The sequence below is a fragment of the Janthinobacterium breve genome, from assembly GCF_051380895.1.
Classification (GTDB): Bacteria; Pseudomonadota; Gammaproteobacteria; order Burkholderiales; family Burkholderiaceae_D; genus Janthinobacterium.
In genome coordinates this window covers 110,187-124,682 of record NZ_JBNYXY010000016.1, presented here as the reverse complement: position 1 = coordinate 124,682, position 14,496 = coordinate 110,187, and the positions used below count along the sequence as shown (strand labels likewise).

At 63.5% G+C, this 14,496-nt stretch carries 14 protein-coding genes and 1 riboswitch; of the genes, 13 read left to right on the top strand and 1 reads right to left on the bottom strand.

Going from position 1 to position 14,496, the window contains the following annotated elements:
• Nucleotides 1-386 precede the first annotated feature (386 nt).
• The 13 genes from cobT (at nt 387) to ACQ4W0_RS28045 (ending at nt 13,269) form a co-directional block, all read left to right on the top strand.
• The gene (gene cobT, locus ACQ4W0_RS28105; protein ID WP_436579725.1) at nt 387-1,427 is read left to right on the top strand and encodes a nicotinate-nucleotide--dimethylbenzimidazole phosphoribosyltransferase; all 1,041 of its coding nucleotides are present in this window, start codon (nt 387-389) and stop codon (nt 1,425-1,427) included.
• Nucleotides 1,428-1,431: 4 nt separating this feature from the next.
• Entirely contained in the window at nt 1,432-2,238 is an 807-nt protein-coding gene (locus ACQ4W0_RS28100) for an adenosylcobinamide-GDP ribazoletransferase (RefSeq protein WP_436579724.1), read from the top strand.
• Nucleotide 2,239: 1 nt separating this feature from the next.
• Nucleotides 2,240-2,794 (top strand): histidine phosphatase family protein, encoded by a 555-nt coding sequence (locus tag ACQ4W0_RS28095; protein ID WP_436579723.1) that lies wholly within the window; start codon nt 2,240-2,242, stop codon nt 2,792-2,794.
• A 44-nt stretch (nt 2,795-2,838) separates the two neighbouring features.
• Nucleotides 2,839-3,080: riboswitch (cobalamin riboswitch) on the top strand.
• 127 nt (nt 3,081-3,207) lie between these two features.
• Nucleotides 3,208-5,079: a TonB-dependent receptor domain-containing protein gene (locus tag ACQ4W0_RS28090; RefSeq protein ID WP_436579722.1), complete on the top strand. Its 1,872-nt coding sequence runs from the start codon at nt 3,208-3,210 to the stop codon at nt 5,077-5,079.
• Nucleotides 5,080-5,167: 88 nt separating this feature from the next.
• Entirely contained in the window at nt 5,168-6,193 is a 1,026-nt protein-coding gene (locus ACQ4W0_RS28085; RefSeq protein ID WP_436579721.1) for a FecCD family ABC transporter permease, read from the top strand.
• A complete protein-coding gene (locus ACQ4W0_RS28080; RefSeq protein WP_436579720.1) occupies nt 6,190-6,957 on the top strand; it encodes an ABC transporter ATP-binding protein in 768 nt (255 codons plus the stop codon). The genes ACQ4W0_RS28085 and ACQ4W0_RS28080 overlap by 4 nt, the downstream gene beginning before the upstream one ends.
• 2 nt (nt 6,958-6,959) lie before the next feature.
• Nucleotides 6,960-7,598 (top strand): cob(I)yrinic acid a,c-diamide adenosyltransferase, encoded by a 639-nt coding sequence (gene cobO, locus ACQ4W0_RS28075; RefSeq protein WP_436579719.1) that lies wholly within the window; start codon nt 6,960-6,962, stop codon nt 7,596-7,598.
• A gap of 7 nt (nt 7,599-7,605) precedes the next feature.
• On the top strand, nt 7,606-8,181 hold the full coding sequence (cobU, locus tag ACQ4W0_RS28070) for a bifunctional adenosylcobinamide kinase/adenosylcobinamide-phosphate guanylyltransferase (protein WP_436579718.1): 576 nt from the start codon (nt 7,606-7,608) through the stop codon (nt 8,179-8,181).
• Nucleotides 8,175-9,128 carry an adenosylcobinamide-phosphate synthase CbiB gene (gene cbiB / locus ACQ4W0_RS28065; RefSeq protein WP_436579717.1) on the top strand — a complete coding sequence of 318 codons (954 nt, stop codon included), beginning with the start codon at nt 8,175-8,177 and terminating at the stop codon, nt 9,126-9,128. The genes cobU and cbiB overlap by 7 nt, the downstream gene beginning before the upstream one ends.
• Complete coding sequence (gene cobD / locus ACQ4W0_RS28060; protein WP_436579716.1) at nt 9,121-10,107, top strand: threonine-phosphate decarboxylase CobD; 987 nt, start codon at nt 9,121-9,123, stop codon at nt 10,105-10,107. The genes cbiB and cobD overlap by 8 nt, the downstream gene beginning before the upstream one ends.
• Entirely contained in the window at nt 10,104-11,015 is a 912-nt protein-coding gene (locus ACQ4W0_RS28055; RefSeq protein WP_436579715.1) for a cobalamin-binding protein, read from the top strand. The genes cobD and ACQ4W0_RS28055 overlap by 4 nt, the downstream gene beginning before the upstream one ends.
• Entirely contained in the window at nt 11,012-11,818 is an 807-nt protein-coding gene (locus tag ACQ4W0_RS28050; RefSeq protein WP_436579714.1) for an ABC transporter substrate-binding protein, read from the top strand. Before ACQ4W0_RS28055 ends, ACQ4W0_RS28050 begins: the two co-directional genes overlap by 4 nt.
• On the top strand, nt 11,815-13,269 hold the full coding sequence (locus tag ACQ4W0_RS28045) for a cobyric acid synthase (protein WP_436579713.1): 1,455 nt from the start codon (nt 11,815-11,817) through the stop codon (nt 13,267-13,269). Before ACQ4W0_RS28050 ends, ACQ4W0_RS28045 begins: the two co-directional genes overlap by 4 nt.
• Nucleotides 13,270-13,272: 3 nt before the next feature.
• Here ACQ4W0_RS28045 and ACQ4W0_RS28040 read toward each other — a convergent pair whose 3' ends face one another.
• Entirely contained in the window at nt 13,273-14,427 is a 1,155-nt protein-coding gene (locus tag ACQ4W0_RS28040; protein ID WP_436579712.1) for a hypothetical protein, read from the bottom strand.
• Nucleotides 14,428-14,496: the final 69 nt, after the last annotated feature.

Here is a 14,496-nt window from a genome sequence, read left to right as displayed (position 1 = left end):
ATTATTTCTTGTGAACATTTGATATTTTAAGTTAGACGCCAATCCGAAGATTGACGCTGCACTTACATCAAATGCCCACACTTATCGACTGTTAATTGTTAAAGAACGGTATTCGGTGCTACTTTCGCGCTATCGACAAAGCGTTGTGTTTGTCAGCTGCGAAGAAGGAAGATTATGAAGCATTTTGCTACGTCCGTCAACTCCTTCTTTTCTTACTCATCGCCGTTTCCGGTGATCCTCAACTGCCGCATTTGACTGCGCCTCATTGGGGAGGCGAACTATAGCAAAGCCCCGCACGCCCCGCAAGGACTATTTTTCAGCTGAGCAAATATTGCTGTGTGATATCGTACCGCTGGCAATACTCTGCCACCTCCACCTTGACTCCCATGCCTATCCCACACATTCTCCCCACCGCCAATCCCGCACTGGCCAGCGCACTTGAACACGCCATCAATAGCAAGACCAAGCCGTTGGGCAGCCTGGGGCTACTGGAAACCCTGGCCCGCCAGATAGGCCTGATCCAGCAAAGCACGCAACTGGCATTGCACCAGCCTGCCATCATCGTTTTTGCAGCCGACCATGGCGTGGTCGCCGAAGGCATTTCTGCCTATCCACAAAGCGTGACCTGGCAAATGGTGGAAAACTTCCTCGGCAACGGCGCCGCCATCAATGTCTTTGCCCGACAGAACGATTGCGCCCTCTATATAGTAAATGCCGGCGTCAACCATGACTTCGGCCCGCGCGATGGTTTGCTTGACCGCAAGCAAGGTCCCGGCACCAGCAACTTTGCCAACAAACCCGCCATGAGCCAGGAACAATGCCTGGTCGCCATGCAGGCGGGGATGGACCTGGTCGCCACCTTGGACGGCAATGTGCTGGGCTTCGGCGAAATGGGCATCGGCAACACCACGGCCGCCGCCGCACTGATGCACAAGCTGACAGGCACGCCCGTCGCCGATTGCGTCGGTGCCGGCACCGGCCTGTCGAAGGAAGGCATATTGCACAAGCAGCATGTGATCGAAGCGGCCGTCGCGCATCATGCGGCAGTCAAGGACCCACTCGACGTGCTGGCCACCTTTGGCGGTTTCGAGATCGCCATGATGGCCGGCGCCATGCTGAAGGCGGCCGAACGGCGCATGATCCTGCTGATCGATGGCTTCATCGTCAGCAGCGCCCTGCTGGTGGCGGCCCGTTTGCAACCTGCCATCCTCGATTACTGCGTGTTTTCGCACTGCTCCGATGAAAATGGCCACCGCCAGTTGCTGGCCAAACTGGGTGCGCGTCCGCTACTGCATCTCGATTTGCGCCTCGGCGAAGGCACGGGTTCGGCGCTGGCCTTGCCGCTGCTGCACGCGGCCGTCAACTTCATGCGCGAGATGGCCACCTTCGCCTCGGCCCAGGTCAGCGAAAAGTCCACGCCAGACTAAGACCATGGCCAATCCCGTTTCCGCCGCAGTCCATCAGTGCCGACTCTTCTTCATTGCGCTGCAGTTCTTCACGCGCCTGCCGATCCCGCGCTGGGTGGGTTTCGAGCTGGCCTGGCTGCAGCATGCCTCGCGCTACTTTCCGCTGGTCGGCGTGGTGGTGGCGGCCATTTCGGGCGCAGTGTATTTGCTGGCCAGCTGGCTCCTGCCTTCGGCGGTGGCCGTGCTGCTGGCCGTCGCCACCGGCATTTATCTGACGGGCGCCTTCCATGAAGACGGCTTCGCCGACATGTGCGATGGCTTTGGCGGTGGCGTGACCCGCGAGCGGGTACTGGAAATCATGAAGGATTCGCGCATCGGCGCGTATGGCGCCATCGGCATCGTCTGCCTGCTGGCCATCAAATGCGCGGCGCTCGTTTCGCTGCCGCCTGCCACGGTGGTGGCGACATTATTCATCGCCCATCCTCTCTCGCGCCTGGCCGCCGTCTCGCTGATCTGGCTCATGGACTATGCGCGCGACGAAGGCAAGGCCAAGCCGATGGCGCAAGAAATGACCACGGTTGAATTCATCATCGCCGCTACCGGCGGCCTGCTGCCCGTGGTCGTATGCGGCGTGCTGGGGATATTTTACTGGGCCGCGCTGGCATTTGCCATCGTGGTGGCGGCGGCCTGCGCATTCTGGCTGGGCCGCAAATGCCAGCACCGCCTGCAAGGCTACACGGGTGACTGCCTGGGCGCCGTGCAGCAAGTGGCGGAAGTGGCGGTCTATCTGGCGATCCTCTCCAGCTTCCAGCCTCCCATACGCTTCTATTAACATGCGACTGATTTTAGTGCGCCACCCCGCGCCGCAGGTAACCAGCGGCACCTGCTATGGCAGCAGCGACGTGGCGGTGGCGCCGCACGAAATGGCCACGGTGCGCGCCAGCCTGCAAGCAACGCTGCCGGCCGATGTGCCGCTCTACGCCAGTCCGCTGCACCGCTGCGCCGGTCTGGCGACCGCATTGGCCGGCACCCTCCCGGCCAGCGACCTGCGCTTTGATGCACGGCTGGCCGAAATGGATTTCGGCGCATGGGAAATGCAGCCCTGGCACGCGATTGCACGCGCGGAAATCGATGCCTGGGCGGCCGATCTGGCCTGGTACCACCCCGGCGGCGGCGAGAATGTGCTGGCGATGGCCGCCCGCGTCGATGCGTTTTTAGGTGATCTGTTGCGCGAACAACACGAAACAGCCATCATCATCTGCCATGCGGGCACCATCCGCCTGCTGTCGGCATTGCAAGCCCGGCTGCCATTGGAAGAAACCGCCCTGCTGGCCGCCCATTCGGCCCACAAAATCGCCTACGGTGCGACGGTCGTCGTCGATTTCTGATGTCGAATCGTCCAGCCCGCCATTTCAGTCCACGCCTGCTGCACGTATAATGGCGGGGTTTTGGTGCCCGCGCTCATGTCCATGAGCGCAGTTAAACGGGAAACACGATGCCGCGACTGCGGCGAACGTGTGCTGCCCCCGCAACGGTAAGCAAGTGTCGCCCCTCGCTACAGGAAGCGGGCGACAAGCTATCTCTGACAACCACTGTGCTTGCAATCATCGAGCATGGGAAGGTGGGATAGCCGCACTTGCCAGCCCGGATACCGGCCAGGACAGGTGGAAGTGTGCGAACGGGGATGTTCGCGATCCGAATGGCCCATGGCCATCTTCGATCGTCATCTTCAGTTCCCACTTCTGTTCAATCTGGCCTACGGGGACGTCGGCTGGTTGCATATTACTTACTGAAAATTATCATGACCCATGCTGTTTCCCGCCACGCGGCGCTCACGTCGCTCGCGCTAGCCATTGCCGCGCCTGCCGCTTTCGCCCAAGCCACGCCCGATACCTTCGATCCTGTCGTCGTCACCGCCAACCGCTATCCACAGCACCTGAGCGAAGTATTGAGCGATACGCAGACCATCAGCTCGGAAGACATCGCGCGTTCTGGCGCCAGCTCGATTGTCGACTTGTTGCAAAAACAACGCGGCATTGAAGTGGCGCGCAACGGCGGCGCAGGCACTGCGGCCAGCGTATTCATCCGCGGTGCGAACAGCAACCAGAATATCGTGCTGGTTGATGGTGTGCGCATTGGCTCGTCCACCCTGGGCACGGCCAACTGGAGCGCCTTGCCCCTTTCCAGCATCGATCACATTGAAATCGTCTATGGTCCACTGAGCACCATGTACGGCGCGGACGCCATCGGCGGTGTGATCCAGATCTTCACGAAAAAAGGCGATGGCGCCACGCGCGTCTCCGCATTCGCCGGTTACGGCAGCAACAACACGCGCCAGGTCGAAGCGCAAGTGGCCGGCTCCACCGCTGGTCCGAACAGCTTCAGCTATGCGCTGGCAGCTGGCAAGGAAAAATCGGATGGTTTCTCGGCCTCGAAGCTCGGTGCATCGCCGGAATACACCTACAATCCAGACAAAGACGGCTACGACAAGGAAAGCTTCAGCGGCCAGTTCGGCTATCAGATGGCCAAAGGCCATGAAGTGGGCCTGACATTCCTGAATAGCGAACTGAAAGCGCAGTATGACGCCGGTCCTGGCTACGATGCACGCAGCAACGAGAAACTGGAAAACGTCTCCGTCTTCACGAAGAACGAATTCCTGCCCAACTGGACCAGTGAACTGCGTTATGCGGAAGCGCGCGACAAGGCCGGCAATGATGGCGGCACCGATTCGTGGAGCAAGAGCCAGATCAACACCAAGCAGACCGACCTGACCTGGCAAAATGACATCCGCTTCGGCCGCGACAACCTGCAACTGCTGGCCAGCTACCGCGATGAAGATGTGACGTCGACCTTGAATAAAGAAGTCACCGGCGGACGCAACACCAAATCCTTCGCTGCATCGTACAACCTGGTACGCGGCGCGCACCTGGTCAGCATCAGCGGCCGCCGTGATGACAGCTCGGCATTCGGCACGTACAACACGGGCAGCGTCGCCTACGGCTACCGCATCACCAACGCATTACGCGCCAACGCCAGCTACGGCACCAGCTTCCGCGCACCGACCTTCAATGAGCTGTACTACCCGGGCTATGGCCTGGCGACGAACAAGCCGGAACAGGGCCGCAACGCCGAAGTGGGTCTGCGCTACGACGACGGCGTGTCGAAACTGAGCGCCAGCTATTACCACAACAAGGTCAGCGACCTGCTGGTGAATGCCTCGCCTTGTCCCGATCCGCTGTTCACCGGCTACGGCTGCGCCTACAACGTCAACAAGGCGCTGCTGGAAGGCCTGACGATTGCTGGCGCACGCAAGTTCGGCGCTTTCAACGTCAGCGGCAACATCGACCTGCAAGATCCGCGCGATGAAACCAAGGACAAGCAACTGGTACGCCGCGCCAAGCAACACGCCAACTTCGCCGTCGACTACACGGCTGGCGCGCTGACGTCGGGCGCCGAGTGGCAATTATCGGGCAAGCGTTTCGATGATGCCGCCAACAAGAACGTCCTGGGCGGATATGGCCTGGTCAATCTGTACGCCACCTACCAATTCACCCACGACTGGTCGGTGCTGGCGCGCTGGAACAACATCGCCAACAAGGATTACGAACTGGCGCGCTTCTACGCGACACCAGGCTCGAAAGTCTTCGTCGGAGTGCGCTACGGCATGAAATAGCCATGAAGTAATGATGTAAGCTGGGGGCGATGGCATGCCGCCATCGTCCGCATATGCAGTTCTGCGTTCCCCGTTTTTAAGGCAGTACATGCACCCATTTTTCCGCAACATGCGCCACCGCGCCACCGTGATCCTCACGGTGCTGATCGTGTGCGCGGTTGCCAGCCTGATTTTCTCCGGCATGATCGGTTCGATCGCGATTCCGCTCGCCGACCTACCTTCCGCCCTGCTCCATGTCGTGCAGGGCAAGACCGATACCCTCGCCGCCACCCTGCTCGACCTGCGCCTTGGCCGCGCGCTGACCGCGTTCGTCACCGGCGCGGCGCTGTCGCTGGCCGGCGTCATGATGCAGGCTCTCTTGCGCAATCCCCTGGCCGACCCGTATGTGCTGGGCATTTCCGCCGGCGCCTCCGTCGGTGCGCTGGCCGCGCTGCTGTTCATGTGTGCGCTGTGGGTGGTCGACGCGGCGGCATTCGCGGGCGCCGTCGGCGTGTCCATGCTGCTGTATTTCTTTGCCCGCCGCGACCTGCGCGGCGGCACGGCGGCCGAAGGCGGCGCCTCCCTCTTGCTGCTGACGGGCGTGATCCTGGCCTCGGCCTGCATGGCCATCGTCACCCTGATGCTATCCATCGCCCCGGAAAGCCGCTTGCGCAGCATGGTGTTCTGGATGATCGGCGACCTGTCTGGCGCCCCCGCGCGGCTGATGCCCTGGCTGGTCCTGGCTGGTGCCATGATGTTTGCGCTGCGCTGCGCGCGTTCGCTGAACATCATGGCGCTGCATGCGGAAGCGGCCAGCACCCTGGGCGTGCGTGTGGGCGCGCTGCGCAAGGGCCTGTTCTTCTGTTCCGGCCTGCTCACGGCCAGTGCCGTCACCAGCGCCGGCAGCGTGGGTTTTGTCGGCCTGATCGTGCCGCATGCGCTGCGCTTTGCCTGCGGCCCCGATCATCGCCTGTTAATACCGGCCGCCGCGCTGGCCGGCGGCACTTTCCTGGTGCTGGCCGACACACTTGCGCGCACCGTGCTGGCACCCTTGCAGTTGCCCGTCGGCGTGGTCACGGCCATGATAGGCGCGCCCGTCTTCCTGTACCAACTGCACCGGCTGCGACGCACATGATACGTACTTACCAACTCGGCCTGAAGGCAGGCACGCGCTCCCTCGTGGAAAACCTCATCTGGCACATCAAGGATGGCGAATGCTGGAGCGTGATCGGCCGCAATGGCGCGGGCAAGAGCACCTTGCTGCGCACCCTGGCCGGCTTGCGCGAACCGGATGCGGGCCACGTGACGATACAGGGCCGCGCCCTGATCGACTGGCCGCTCGATGAACTGGCGCGCGAACGCGCCTTCCTGGCGCAGGCGCGCCACGATGCGTTCTCGTACCGCGTCATCGAAACCGTGCTGTCGGCGCGCCATCCGTATCACGACAACCATTACTGGGAAGGCAGCGACGACCAGCGCATCGCCCTGGCGGCGCTGGCCTCGATGGAAGTGGAGCACCTGGCCGAACGCGACGTGCGCAGCCTGTCCGGCGGCGAACGCCAGCGCGTGGCAATCGCCGCCATGCTGGCGCAGGATACGCCCCTGCTGCTGCTGGACGAACCGGCCAATGCACTGGACCTGGCGCACCAGGTCAGCGTCATGGGGCTGCTGTCGAAACTGTGCCGCGAACAAAATAAAACCGTGGTGATGGTGGGGCATGACCTGAACCTGGCGCACAGCGTCTCGACCCATGCGCTGCTGCTGATGGGCGACGGCGGCTGGCTGGCCGGTCCCGTGGCCGAAGTGATGCAGGCATCCATCCTGGGCGACTACCTGGGCCACCCGATCGAGATCATCGCCCACGGCAAACGCAAGATATTCATACCGAAAGAGGATTAAACATGAGCGACAACATCGACGCGGACACTGCAGCCAATATCGCAGCTATAAACCAACGCCACCGCGTGCGCATGGAAAGAAAAAAAACCATCATCGACGCGGCCATCGCCAAGGCCGACAAGGAAATCGGCATCATCATCGTCAACACGGGCAATGGCAAGGGCAAGAGTTCGAGCGGCTTCGGCATGGCCATCCGCGCCATGGGCCACGGCATGAAAGTGGGCGTGGTGCAGTTCATCAAGGGCGCCATGTCGACGGGCGAGGAAAAATTCCTGCGCCGCTTCCCCGATGAAATCAGCTTTCATGCTATGGGGGAAGGCTATACCTGGGAAACGCAAAACCGCGAACGCGACATCGAAAAAGCCGAACTGGCATGGGAGCAGGCAAAGACCTTCCTGGCCGACCCCAGCTACGGCCTGGTGCTGTTCGACGAACTCAATATCGCCCTCAAATACAACTACCTCGACGTGCACAAAGTCATCGCCGACCTGCTGGAACGCCCGGCCATGCAGCACGTGGTCATCACGGGCCGTGGCGCGCCGGATGAATTGATCGCGATCGCCGACACCGTCACCGAGATGGCCGTCGTCAAACACGCGTATGCGGCCGGCATCGGCGCGCAAATCGGCACCGAGTGGTAACAGCGCCATGACGCGCACCCTGGTCTTCGGCGGCGCCCGTTCCGGCAAGAGCGCCTATGCGGAAAAGCTGGCCCGCGAGTCCGGCAAGGAAGTCGTCTACATCGCTACCGCGCAGGCGGGCGATGGCGAAATGGCCATGCGCATCGCGCATCACAGGTTACAGCGCCCGGCCGAGTGGGCCACCCTGGAAGAACCGCTGCGCCTGGGCGACGCCATCCTGCAGCAGGCGCGCCCCGGCAGGCTGCTGCTGGTCGACTGCCTGACCCTGTGGCTGACGAATCTGATGTTTTCCACCGGCGAGACTTACCCGGACGTGGGCGACATCGCCCTGCCCGAACTGTTCCACAGCGAGCGCACGCACCTGCTGTACGCGCTGGCCGAAATCGGCGATACCGATAGCGCGAGTTGTGAGCTTGTGCTGGTGTCGAACGAAGTGGGCATGGGCATCGTGCCCTACGGCGCCATCTCGCGCTGCTTTACGGATGAAGCGGGCCGTTTGAACCAGGCCGTGGCGGCCGTGTGCGACAGGGCCGTGTTTGTCGCCGCCGGCCTGCCCCTGTACCTGAAAGGCGGCCCATGCTGAGCGGCTTGTCGCTGCCCATGCTGGCAGGCTTGATGACGGCCGGCGTGCTGCTCGACCTGATCCTGGGCGAAACGCGCCGCTGGCATCCGCTGGTGGGCTTTGGCCGCCTCGCCAGCGCGCTCGAACGCATGCTGAACCGGGGCCGCGGACGTTTTCTGCGCGGCGCGCTGGCATGGCTGCTGGCCGTGTTGCCTATCACCTGTCTCGTCGCCTGGCTGTGCGGCTTCGCGGGCGCCACACTGCATGTTTTTTTGCTGTACCTGTGCCTGGGCTTGCGCAGCCTGCGCGACCATAACCAGCCGATCGCCGATGCCCTGGCCATGGATGACCTGGACAACGCGCGCCTGCTGACGGCGCGCATCGTCAGCCGCGACACGGCCAACGCCGACGCGGCCAGCCTGGCCAAGGCCAGCACGGAGTCCTTGCTGGAAAACGGCAACGACGCCGTCTTCGGCACCCTGTTCTGGTTTGCCGTGGCGGGCGGCCCCGGCGCCGTGCTATTCAGGCTGGCGAATACCCTCGACGCCATGTGGGGCTACCGCAACGAACGCTACGACTGGTTCGGCTGCTGCGCCGCGCGCATCGACGACATCCTCAATTACCTGCCGGCGCGCCTGACGGCCCTGTCCTACGTCTTGCTAGGCAAGACCATGGCGGACAAGAAGCGCGCCTGGCACTGCTGGCGCAGCCAGGCCCCCAACTGGGGCAGCCCGAATGCGGGGCCCGTGATGGCCAGCGGCGCCGGTGCCCTGGGCCTGGCCCTCGGTGGCGACGCCATGTACGACGGCGAGCTGGAACACCGCCCGCCGCTGGGCGCCGGCCGTCCCGCCGAAGCGCGCGATATCGACCGCGCCTGGCGCTTGGTGGCCGAAACGGCCGTGCTGTGGCTGATCTGGGTGGCGCTGCTGGCCGGGCTGTACTACCTGCGGGGGAAATACCTTGCTTGAACATGGCGGCAAGCTGCGCGACGCCGCGCGCGAATTTGGCCGGCCCGTGGCCGACTGGATCGACCTGTCGACGGGCATCAACCCGCACTGGTATGCAGCGCCAGCACCGGACGCCAACGCCTGGCACCGGCTGCCGGAAGCCGATCCCGCGCTGGTGGCCGCTGCCTGCGTCTACTACAACGCACCGGCCATGCTGCCCGTGGCGGGCACGCAGGCCGCCATCCAGGCCCTGCCCCGGCTGCGCGCACCGTCGCGCGTGGTGGTGGCCGCCCCGTCGTATGCGGAACATGCGCACCACTGGGGCCAGCACGGCCACCAGTTGCGGCAAGTGCCATATGCGTTGCTGGCCGATGCCGTCGACAATTGCGATGTGCTGGTCGTCTGCAATCCGAACAATCCCACGGGCGAACGCATCGCGCCCGAGATACTGCTGGAGTGGGCCGGCAAACTGGCCGCGCGCGGCGGCTGGCTGGTGGTCGATGAAGCGTTTGGCGACACGGAAATGCAAGCCAGCCTGGGTGTACATACGCATCGACCAGGCTTGATCGTGCTGCGCTCCGTCGGCAAATTCTTTGGCCTGGCGGGATTGCGCCTGGGCTTTGTCGCCACCCATCCTGCGCTGCTGGCCCAGCTGGCCGACATGCTGGGTCCCTGGACCGTCAGCGGCCCGGCGCAGCACGTGGCGCTGGCTGCCTTGAACGATACGCACTGGCAGGAAGCGATGCGCGAGCGCCTGCGCGGCGAAGGTGCGCGCCTGCGCCAGCTATTGGCCGCGCACGGCATCGCCAGCAGCGGCACGGCGCTGTTTCAATGGTGGCCGGAAGCGCGCGCCGCAGCCTTCTGGCACCACATGGCAGTATCAGGCATCTGGGTGCGCCTGTTCCGCCACGCGGCCCACGGCATCCGCCTGGGCCTGCCCCCCGACGAACACGCCTGGCTGCGCCTGCAGCAGGCCCTCACTGCATGGAAGCACATATGAACCACTTGAAAACCGCACTGCTGCTGGCCGGATTGATCTCACTGCAGGCGCATGCCGCCATCACCGTGCGCGACGACGACGGCAATACCGTCACCGTGGCCAAGCCGGCGCAGCGCATCCTGGCGCTGGCGCCGCATGTCACGGAGCTGCTATTCGCGGCTGGCGGCGGCGACAGGATCGCCGGTGTCGTCAGCTATAGCGACTACCCTGAAGCGGCGAAAAAAATCATGCAGGTAGGCGACAACCGCCAGTACGACATGGAGCGCATCATCGCCATGAAACCGGACTTGATCGTCGTGTGGATGCATGGCAGCGCCGAGCGCCAGATCGCCATGCTGCGCCAGCTGAAGGTGCCCATCTATCACAGCGAGCCGCGCAAGCTGGCCGACATCCCCGACAGCATGGAGCGCCTGGGCCAGCTGATGGGAACGGAAAAAGTCGCCAAAGCGGCCGCCGCGCAGCTGCGCGCCAAACTGGCCAGCTTGACGGCGCAATATGCGCAGCGTCCGCCCGTGCGCGTGTTTTACCAGGTGTGGGATAAACCCTTGTACACCTTGAGCGGCGCGAGCATCATCAGCGACTCCATGCGCCTGTGCGGCGGCCAGAATGTGTTTGCCGCGATGAAGGTAGTGGCGCCCGTCGTCACGCCGGAAGGCGTGCTGCAGGAAGACCCGGAAGTCATTTTCGGCACCAGCGAAAAAAGCGATCCGCGCAGCGAAGGCGGCCTGGCCATGTGGCGCGCCTTCCCGTCGATGACTGCCGTGCGCAAAAATAACCTGTTCCGCCTGAATGGCGACCTGCTGAATCGCGCCGGCCCGCGCATGATCGAAGGCACGGCCGCCATGTGCGAACAGCTGGAAGTGGCCCGCCAGCGCCGCAGCAATCCGGCAGCAAAAAGCGTCCCATGAGCCACTACAAGCGCATCGCCTGCCTGTCGACGGAGGCCGTGGAAACACTGTATGCACTGGGCGCCGAAGACTTCATCGCGGGCATTTCCGGCTTCACCGTGCGCCCGCCGCGTGCACGCGAGGAAAAAACCAAGATCAGCGGTTTTTCCTCCGCTGACCTGGCACGCATCCTGGCCGTCCAGCCCGACCTCGTGATCGGCTTTTGCGACATGCAGGCCGATATCTGCCGCGACCTGGTCAAGGCAGGCATCGAAGTGCACCAGTTCAACCAGCGCACGGTGGAGGGCATCCTGCGCATGATCGCCGTACTGGCCGCGCTGGTGCAGCGCGAGGACGCCGGCCGCGAACTGATCGCCAGCCTGCGCGCGGACATCGCCGCCGCCCGGGCTCGCGCCGCAGCCTGGTCGCGCAAGCCCGTGATTTACTTTGAAGAGTGGAATGATCCCCTGATGAGCGGCATCGGCTGGGCGGCGGAATTGATCGGCATCGCTGGCGGCACGGACGCCTTCCCGGAATTGTCCGTGCATCCGGGCGCCAGGGAACGCATCATCGCCGATCCACATGAAGTGGTGCGGCGCGCGCCCGACATCATCATCGCCACCTGGTGCGGCAAGAAGTTCCAGCCGGCACAGCTGATGGCACGCCCGGGCTGGGATGCGATTCCTGCCGTGCGCAATGACATGCTGTTCGAAATCAAGTCGCCCGACATTCTTTCTCCCGGTCCGGCCGCCATCACGGAAGGCTTGCGCCAGCTCAGCGACATCATCGCGCGGTGGCAACATCAGCAGGAGCGGCCGGCATGAACAGCCCCTTCCCCGCCCTGATGGTGCAGGGTACGACGTCCGACGCGGGCAAGAGCACCATCGTCGCGGCCCTGTGCCGTCTGCTAAAACGGCGCGGCGTGACGGTGGCGCCGTTCAAGCCGCAGAACATGGCGCTGAACAGCGCCGTGACGGCCGACGGCGGCGAAATCGGCCGCGCGCAGGCATTGCAGGCGCTGGCCTGCGGCATCGCACCGCACACGGACATGAACCCGGTGCTCTTGAAACCGTCGTCGAACACGGGCGCGCAAGTGATCATCCATGGCAAGGTGCGCGCCGAGATGGATGCGCGCGACTACCAGCAATACAAGAGCATCGCCATGGGCGCCGTGCTGGAATCGTATGCGCGCCTGCGCCAGCAATACGCCGCCGTCATCGTCGAAGGCGCGGGCAGCCCCGCCGAAGTCAACCTGCGTGCGCGCGACATCGCCAACATGGGCTTTGCCGAAGCAGTCGACTGCCCCGTGATTTTGGTGGCAGACATCGACCGTGGCGGCGTCTTCGCGCACATCATCGGCACCCTGGCCTGCCTGTCCGACAGCGAGCGGGCACGCATCCTCGGCTTCGTCATCAACCGCTTCCGCGGCAATATCTCGCTGCTTCAACCGGGCATCGACTGGCTGGAACAGCAGACCGGCAAGCCCGTGCTGGCCGTGCTGCCCTATCTGCAAGGCTTGTTCCTCGATGCGGAAGACGCCGTGGAAGCCATGCAGGCAGAACGCGGCGCCTTCAAGGTGGTGGTGCCGCAACTGCCGCGCATCAGCAACCACACGGATGTCGACGCGCTGCGCGCCCACCCCGATATCGACCTGCAATTCATCAAACAGGGACAAGCGATTCCACCGGCGGATCTGGTGATCCTGCCCGGCAGCAAGAACACGCGCGGCGACCTGGCCTGGCTGCAGCAGCAGGGCTGGCCCGCTTACCTGGCAAAACACCTGCGCTATGGCGGCAAGGTGCTGGGCATCTGCGGCGGCTTCCAGATGCTGGGACAGTCCGTACACGACCCGCTGGGAGTGGAAGGCGCGGCGGGAGACTCGCCGGCGCTGGGATTGCTCGACATGGTGACGGAGCTGACAAGCGACAAGCGGCTGGAACAGGTGCGCGGCCACTGCGCGTTTGCCGGCGCGGCCAATGCGCCCGTGGCCGGCTATGAAATCCACATGGGCGTCTCGCATGGCGCGGCGCTGGCGCAGCCGGCCTTTGTCATCGATGGGCGCGCGGAAGGAGCCGTATCGGACGACGGACAAATCCTCGGCAGCTATTTGCACGGCATGTTCGACACGCCCGCCGCATGTTCGGCGCTGCTGCGCTGGGCGGGACTGGACTCCGGCCACACGGTGGACACCGCCGCCCTGCGCGAGGCCAGCCTGGAGCGCATTGCGGACGCGGCGCTGCCGCTGCTAGCCGCCCTGGATCACATCCAACGCTAGCGACTATTTTTTCAGGCACATGCCCATGTACGACCGGTCGGTCGAAAATTCGACTGCCATGCTCGAGGACACGGGCATGAACATCGAATAGTCGGCTGGCACATCGGCAGGGTCCTTGAAGACGGCGATGCCATCGAAATCGAGGGCTTGCGCACCCAGGCCCAGCTTGTTGACGGTGATGGTTTCCGCATGCGTTTTGCCGGTCGTGTTATTCGTCAGGGTGGCGGTGCTGCCGGCAACGACGATGTTCGCGCTGATGCCCTGCGCCGCACAGGCATAGTTGCCATTGATTTCCGTGCCGATCTTCTGTTGTTTGGCCGCCACGATGGTGCCCACGCGCATGACATTTTCCTGATTGCGGCCATAGCGGTCAATGAACAGCGCCAGCCCCCGGTCCCCCGCATGCACGTGCACGATGCCGAAGTCCTGGCCACCCTGGCGGGCGACGAGCAAGCCATTCTTTGCATCCTTGACCAGGGTCAGGCTGGCGTTTTCCGCTTCCAGCTGCGGCGATACAGCAGAGCACACGCCTTGCGCATTGAACACGCCGCCATTGCACAATTGGGCCGCTCCGTCGGCTGCAATCTTGAGACTGCCTTTCGGATTGAAACGGTCAGCACCGTTCGATGCATTGCGCATGGCGCCCAGGAAAATATAGCTGCCGGCCAGCTTGGCCACATCGCCGACCGCATAGCCGCTGCCGCTGACGGTCGAGACCATGTTACCCAATTTGATATTGCCCGACAGAAGACGCGTGCGCGCATCGACGGTGACGCTGAAATCTGTCGCCGTGTAGGTGGTGAAATTGCCGGTGGTGGTAGCGCTGAACGTGCCGCTGCGGTCGCTCAAGCCGAACTGCGTCGACAAGACACGGATGGCATAGGTTTTCTTGACGCTGTCAAAGGTGATGCGCCATGTGTCGCCAATATCGGCGGCCACGTCATAGACGCTTTCGTCAGCACTGGCACCGGCAATGACGTTCAGGCCAGCCTCTTTCGCCACGGCTTCCGATGCTACCGTCACGCTGTCGGCGGGAACGACGGGAGGCGTGACCACGACGGGTGGCTTGGCGGGTGCTTCCGGCGTGCCGCCGTCGCTGCCGCCGCCGCATGCGGACAGGGCCGCGCCCAGGACAAGGAACGTAAGTGCATTTTTCATGTAGTGTGACTTTCGGGAAAAGAGCAGGCCGAAGCTGCCAGAAAACACATGCTAGCCTTGCCCGCAATC

Bases quoted from the DNA above. Each gene is read 5' to 3' on its own strand.
- ACQ4W0_RS28090 (WP_436579722.1), top strand. From the start codon at position 3,208: ATGACCCATGCTGTTTCCCGCCACGCGGCGCTCACGTCGCTCGCGCTA.
- ACQ4W0_RS28040 (WP_436579712.1), bottom strand. From the start codon at position 14,427: ATGAAAAATGCACTTACGTTCCTTGTCCTGGGCGCGGCCCTGTCCGCA.
- cobU (WP_436579718.1), top strand. From the start codon at position 7,606: ATGACGCGCACCCTGGTCTTCGGCGGCGCCCGTTCCGGCAAGAGCGCC.
- ACQ4W0_RS28085 (WP_436579721.1), top strand. From the start codon at position 5,168: ATGCACCCATTTTTCCGCAACATGCGCCACCGCGCCACCGTGATCCTC.
- cobT (WP_436579725.1), top strand. From the start codon at position 387: ATGCCTATCCCACACATTCTCCCCACCGCCAATCCCGCACTGGCCAGC.
- cbiB (WP_436579717.1), top strand. From the start codon at position 8,175: ATGCTGAGCGGCTTGTCGCTGCCCATGCTGGCAGGCTTGATGACGGCC.
- ACQ4W0_RS28100 (WP_436579724.1), top strand. From the start codon at position 1,432: ATGGCCAATCCCGTTTCCGCCGCAGTCCATCAGTGCCGACTCTTCTTC.
- ACQ4W0_RS28050 (WP_436579714.1), top strand. From the start codon at position 11,012: ATGAGCCACTACAAGCGCATCGCCTGCCTGTCGACGGAGGCCGTGGAA.
- ACQ4W0_RS28080 (WP_436579720.1), top strand. From the start codon at position 6,190: ATGATACGTACTTACCAACTCGGCCTGAAGGCAGGCACGCGCTCCCTC.
- ACQ4W0_RS28095 (WP_436579723.1), top strand. From the start codon at position 2,240: ATGCGACTGATTTTAGTGCGCCACCCCGCGCCGCAGGTAACCAGCGGC.
- ACQ4W0_RS28045 (WP_436579713.1), top strand. From the start codon at position 11,815: ATGAACAGCCCCTTCCCCGCCCTGATGGTGCAGGGTACGACGTCCGAC.
- cobO (WP_436579719.1), top strand. From the start codon at position 6,960: ATGAGCGACAACATCGACGCGGACACTGCAGCCAATATCGCAGCTATA.
- ACQ4W0_RS28055 (WP_436579715.1), top strand. From the start codon at position 10,104: ATGAACCACTTGAAAACCGCACTGCTGCTGGCCGGATTGATCTCACTG.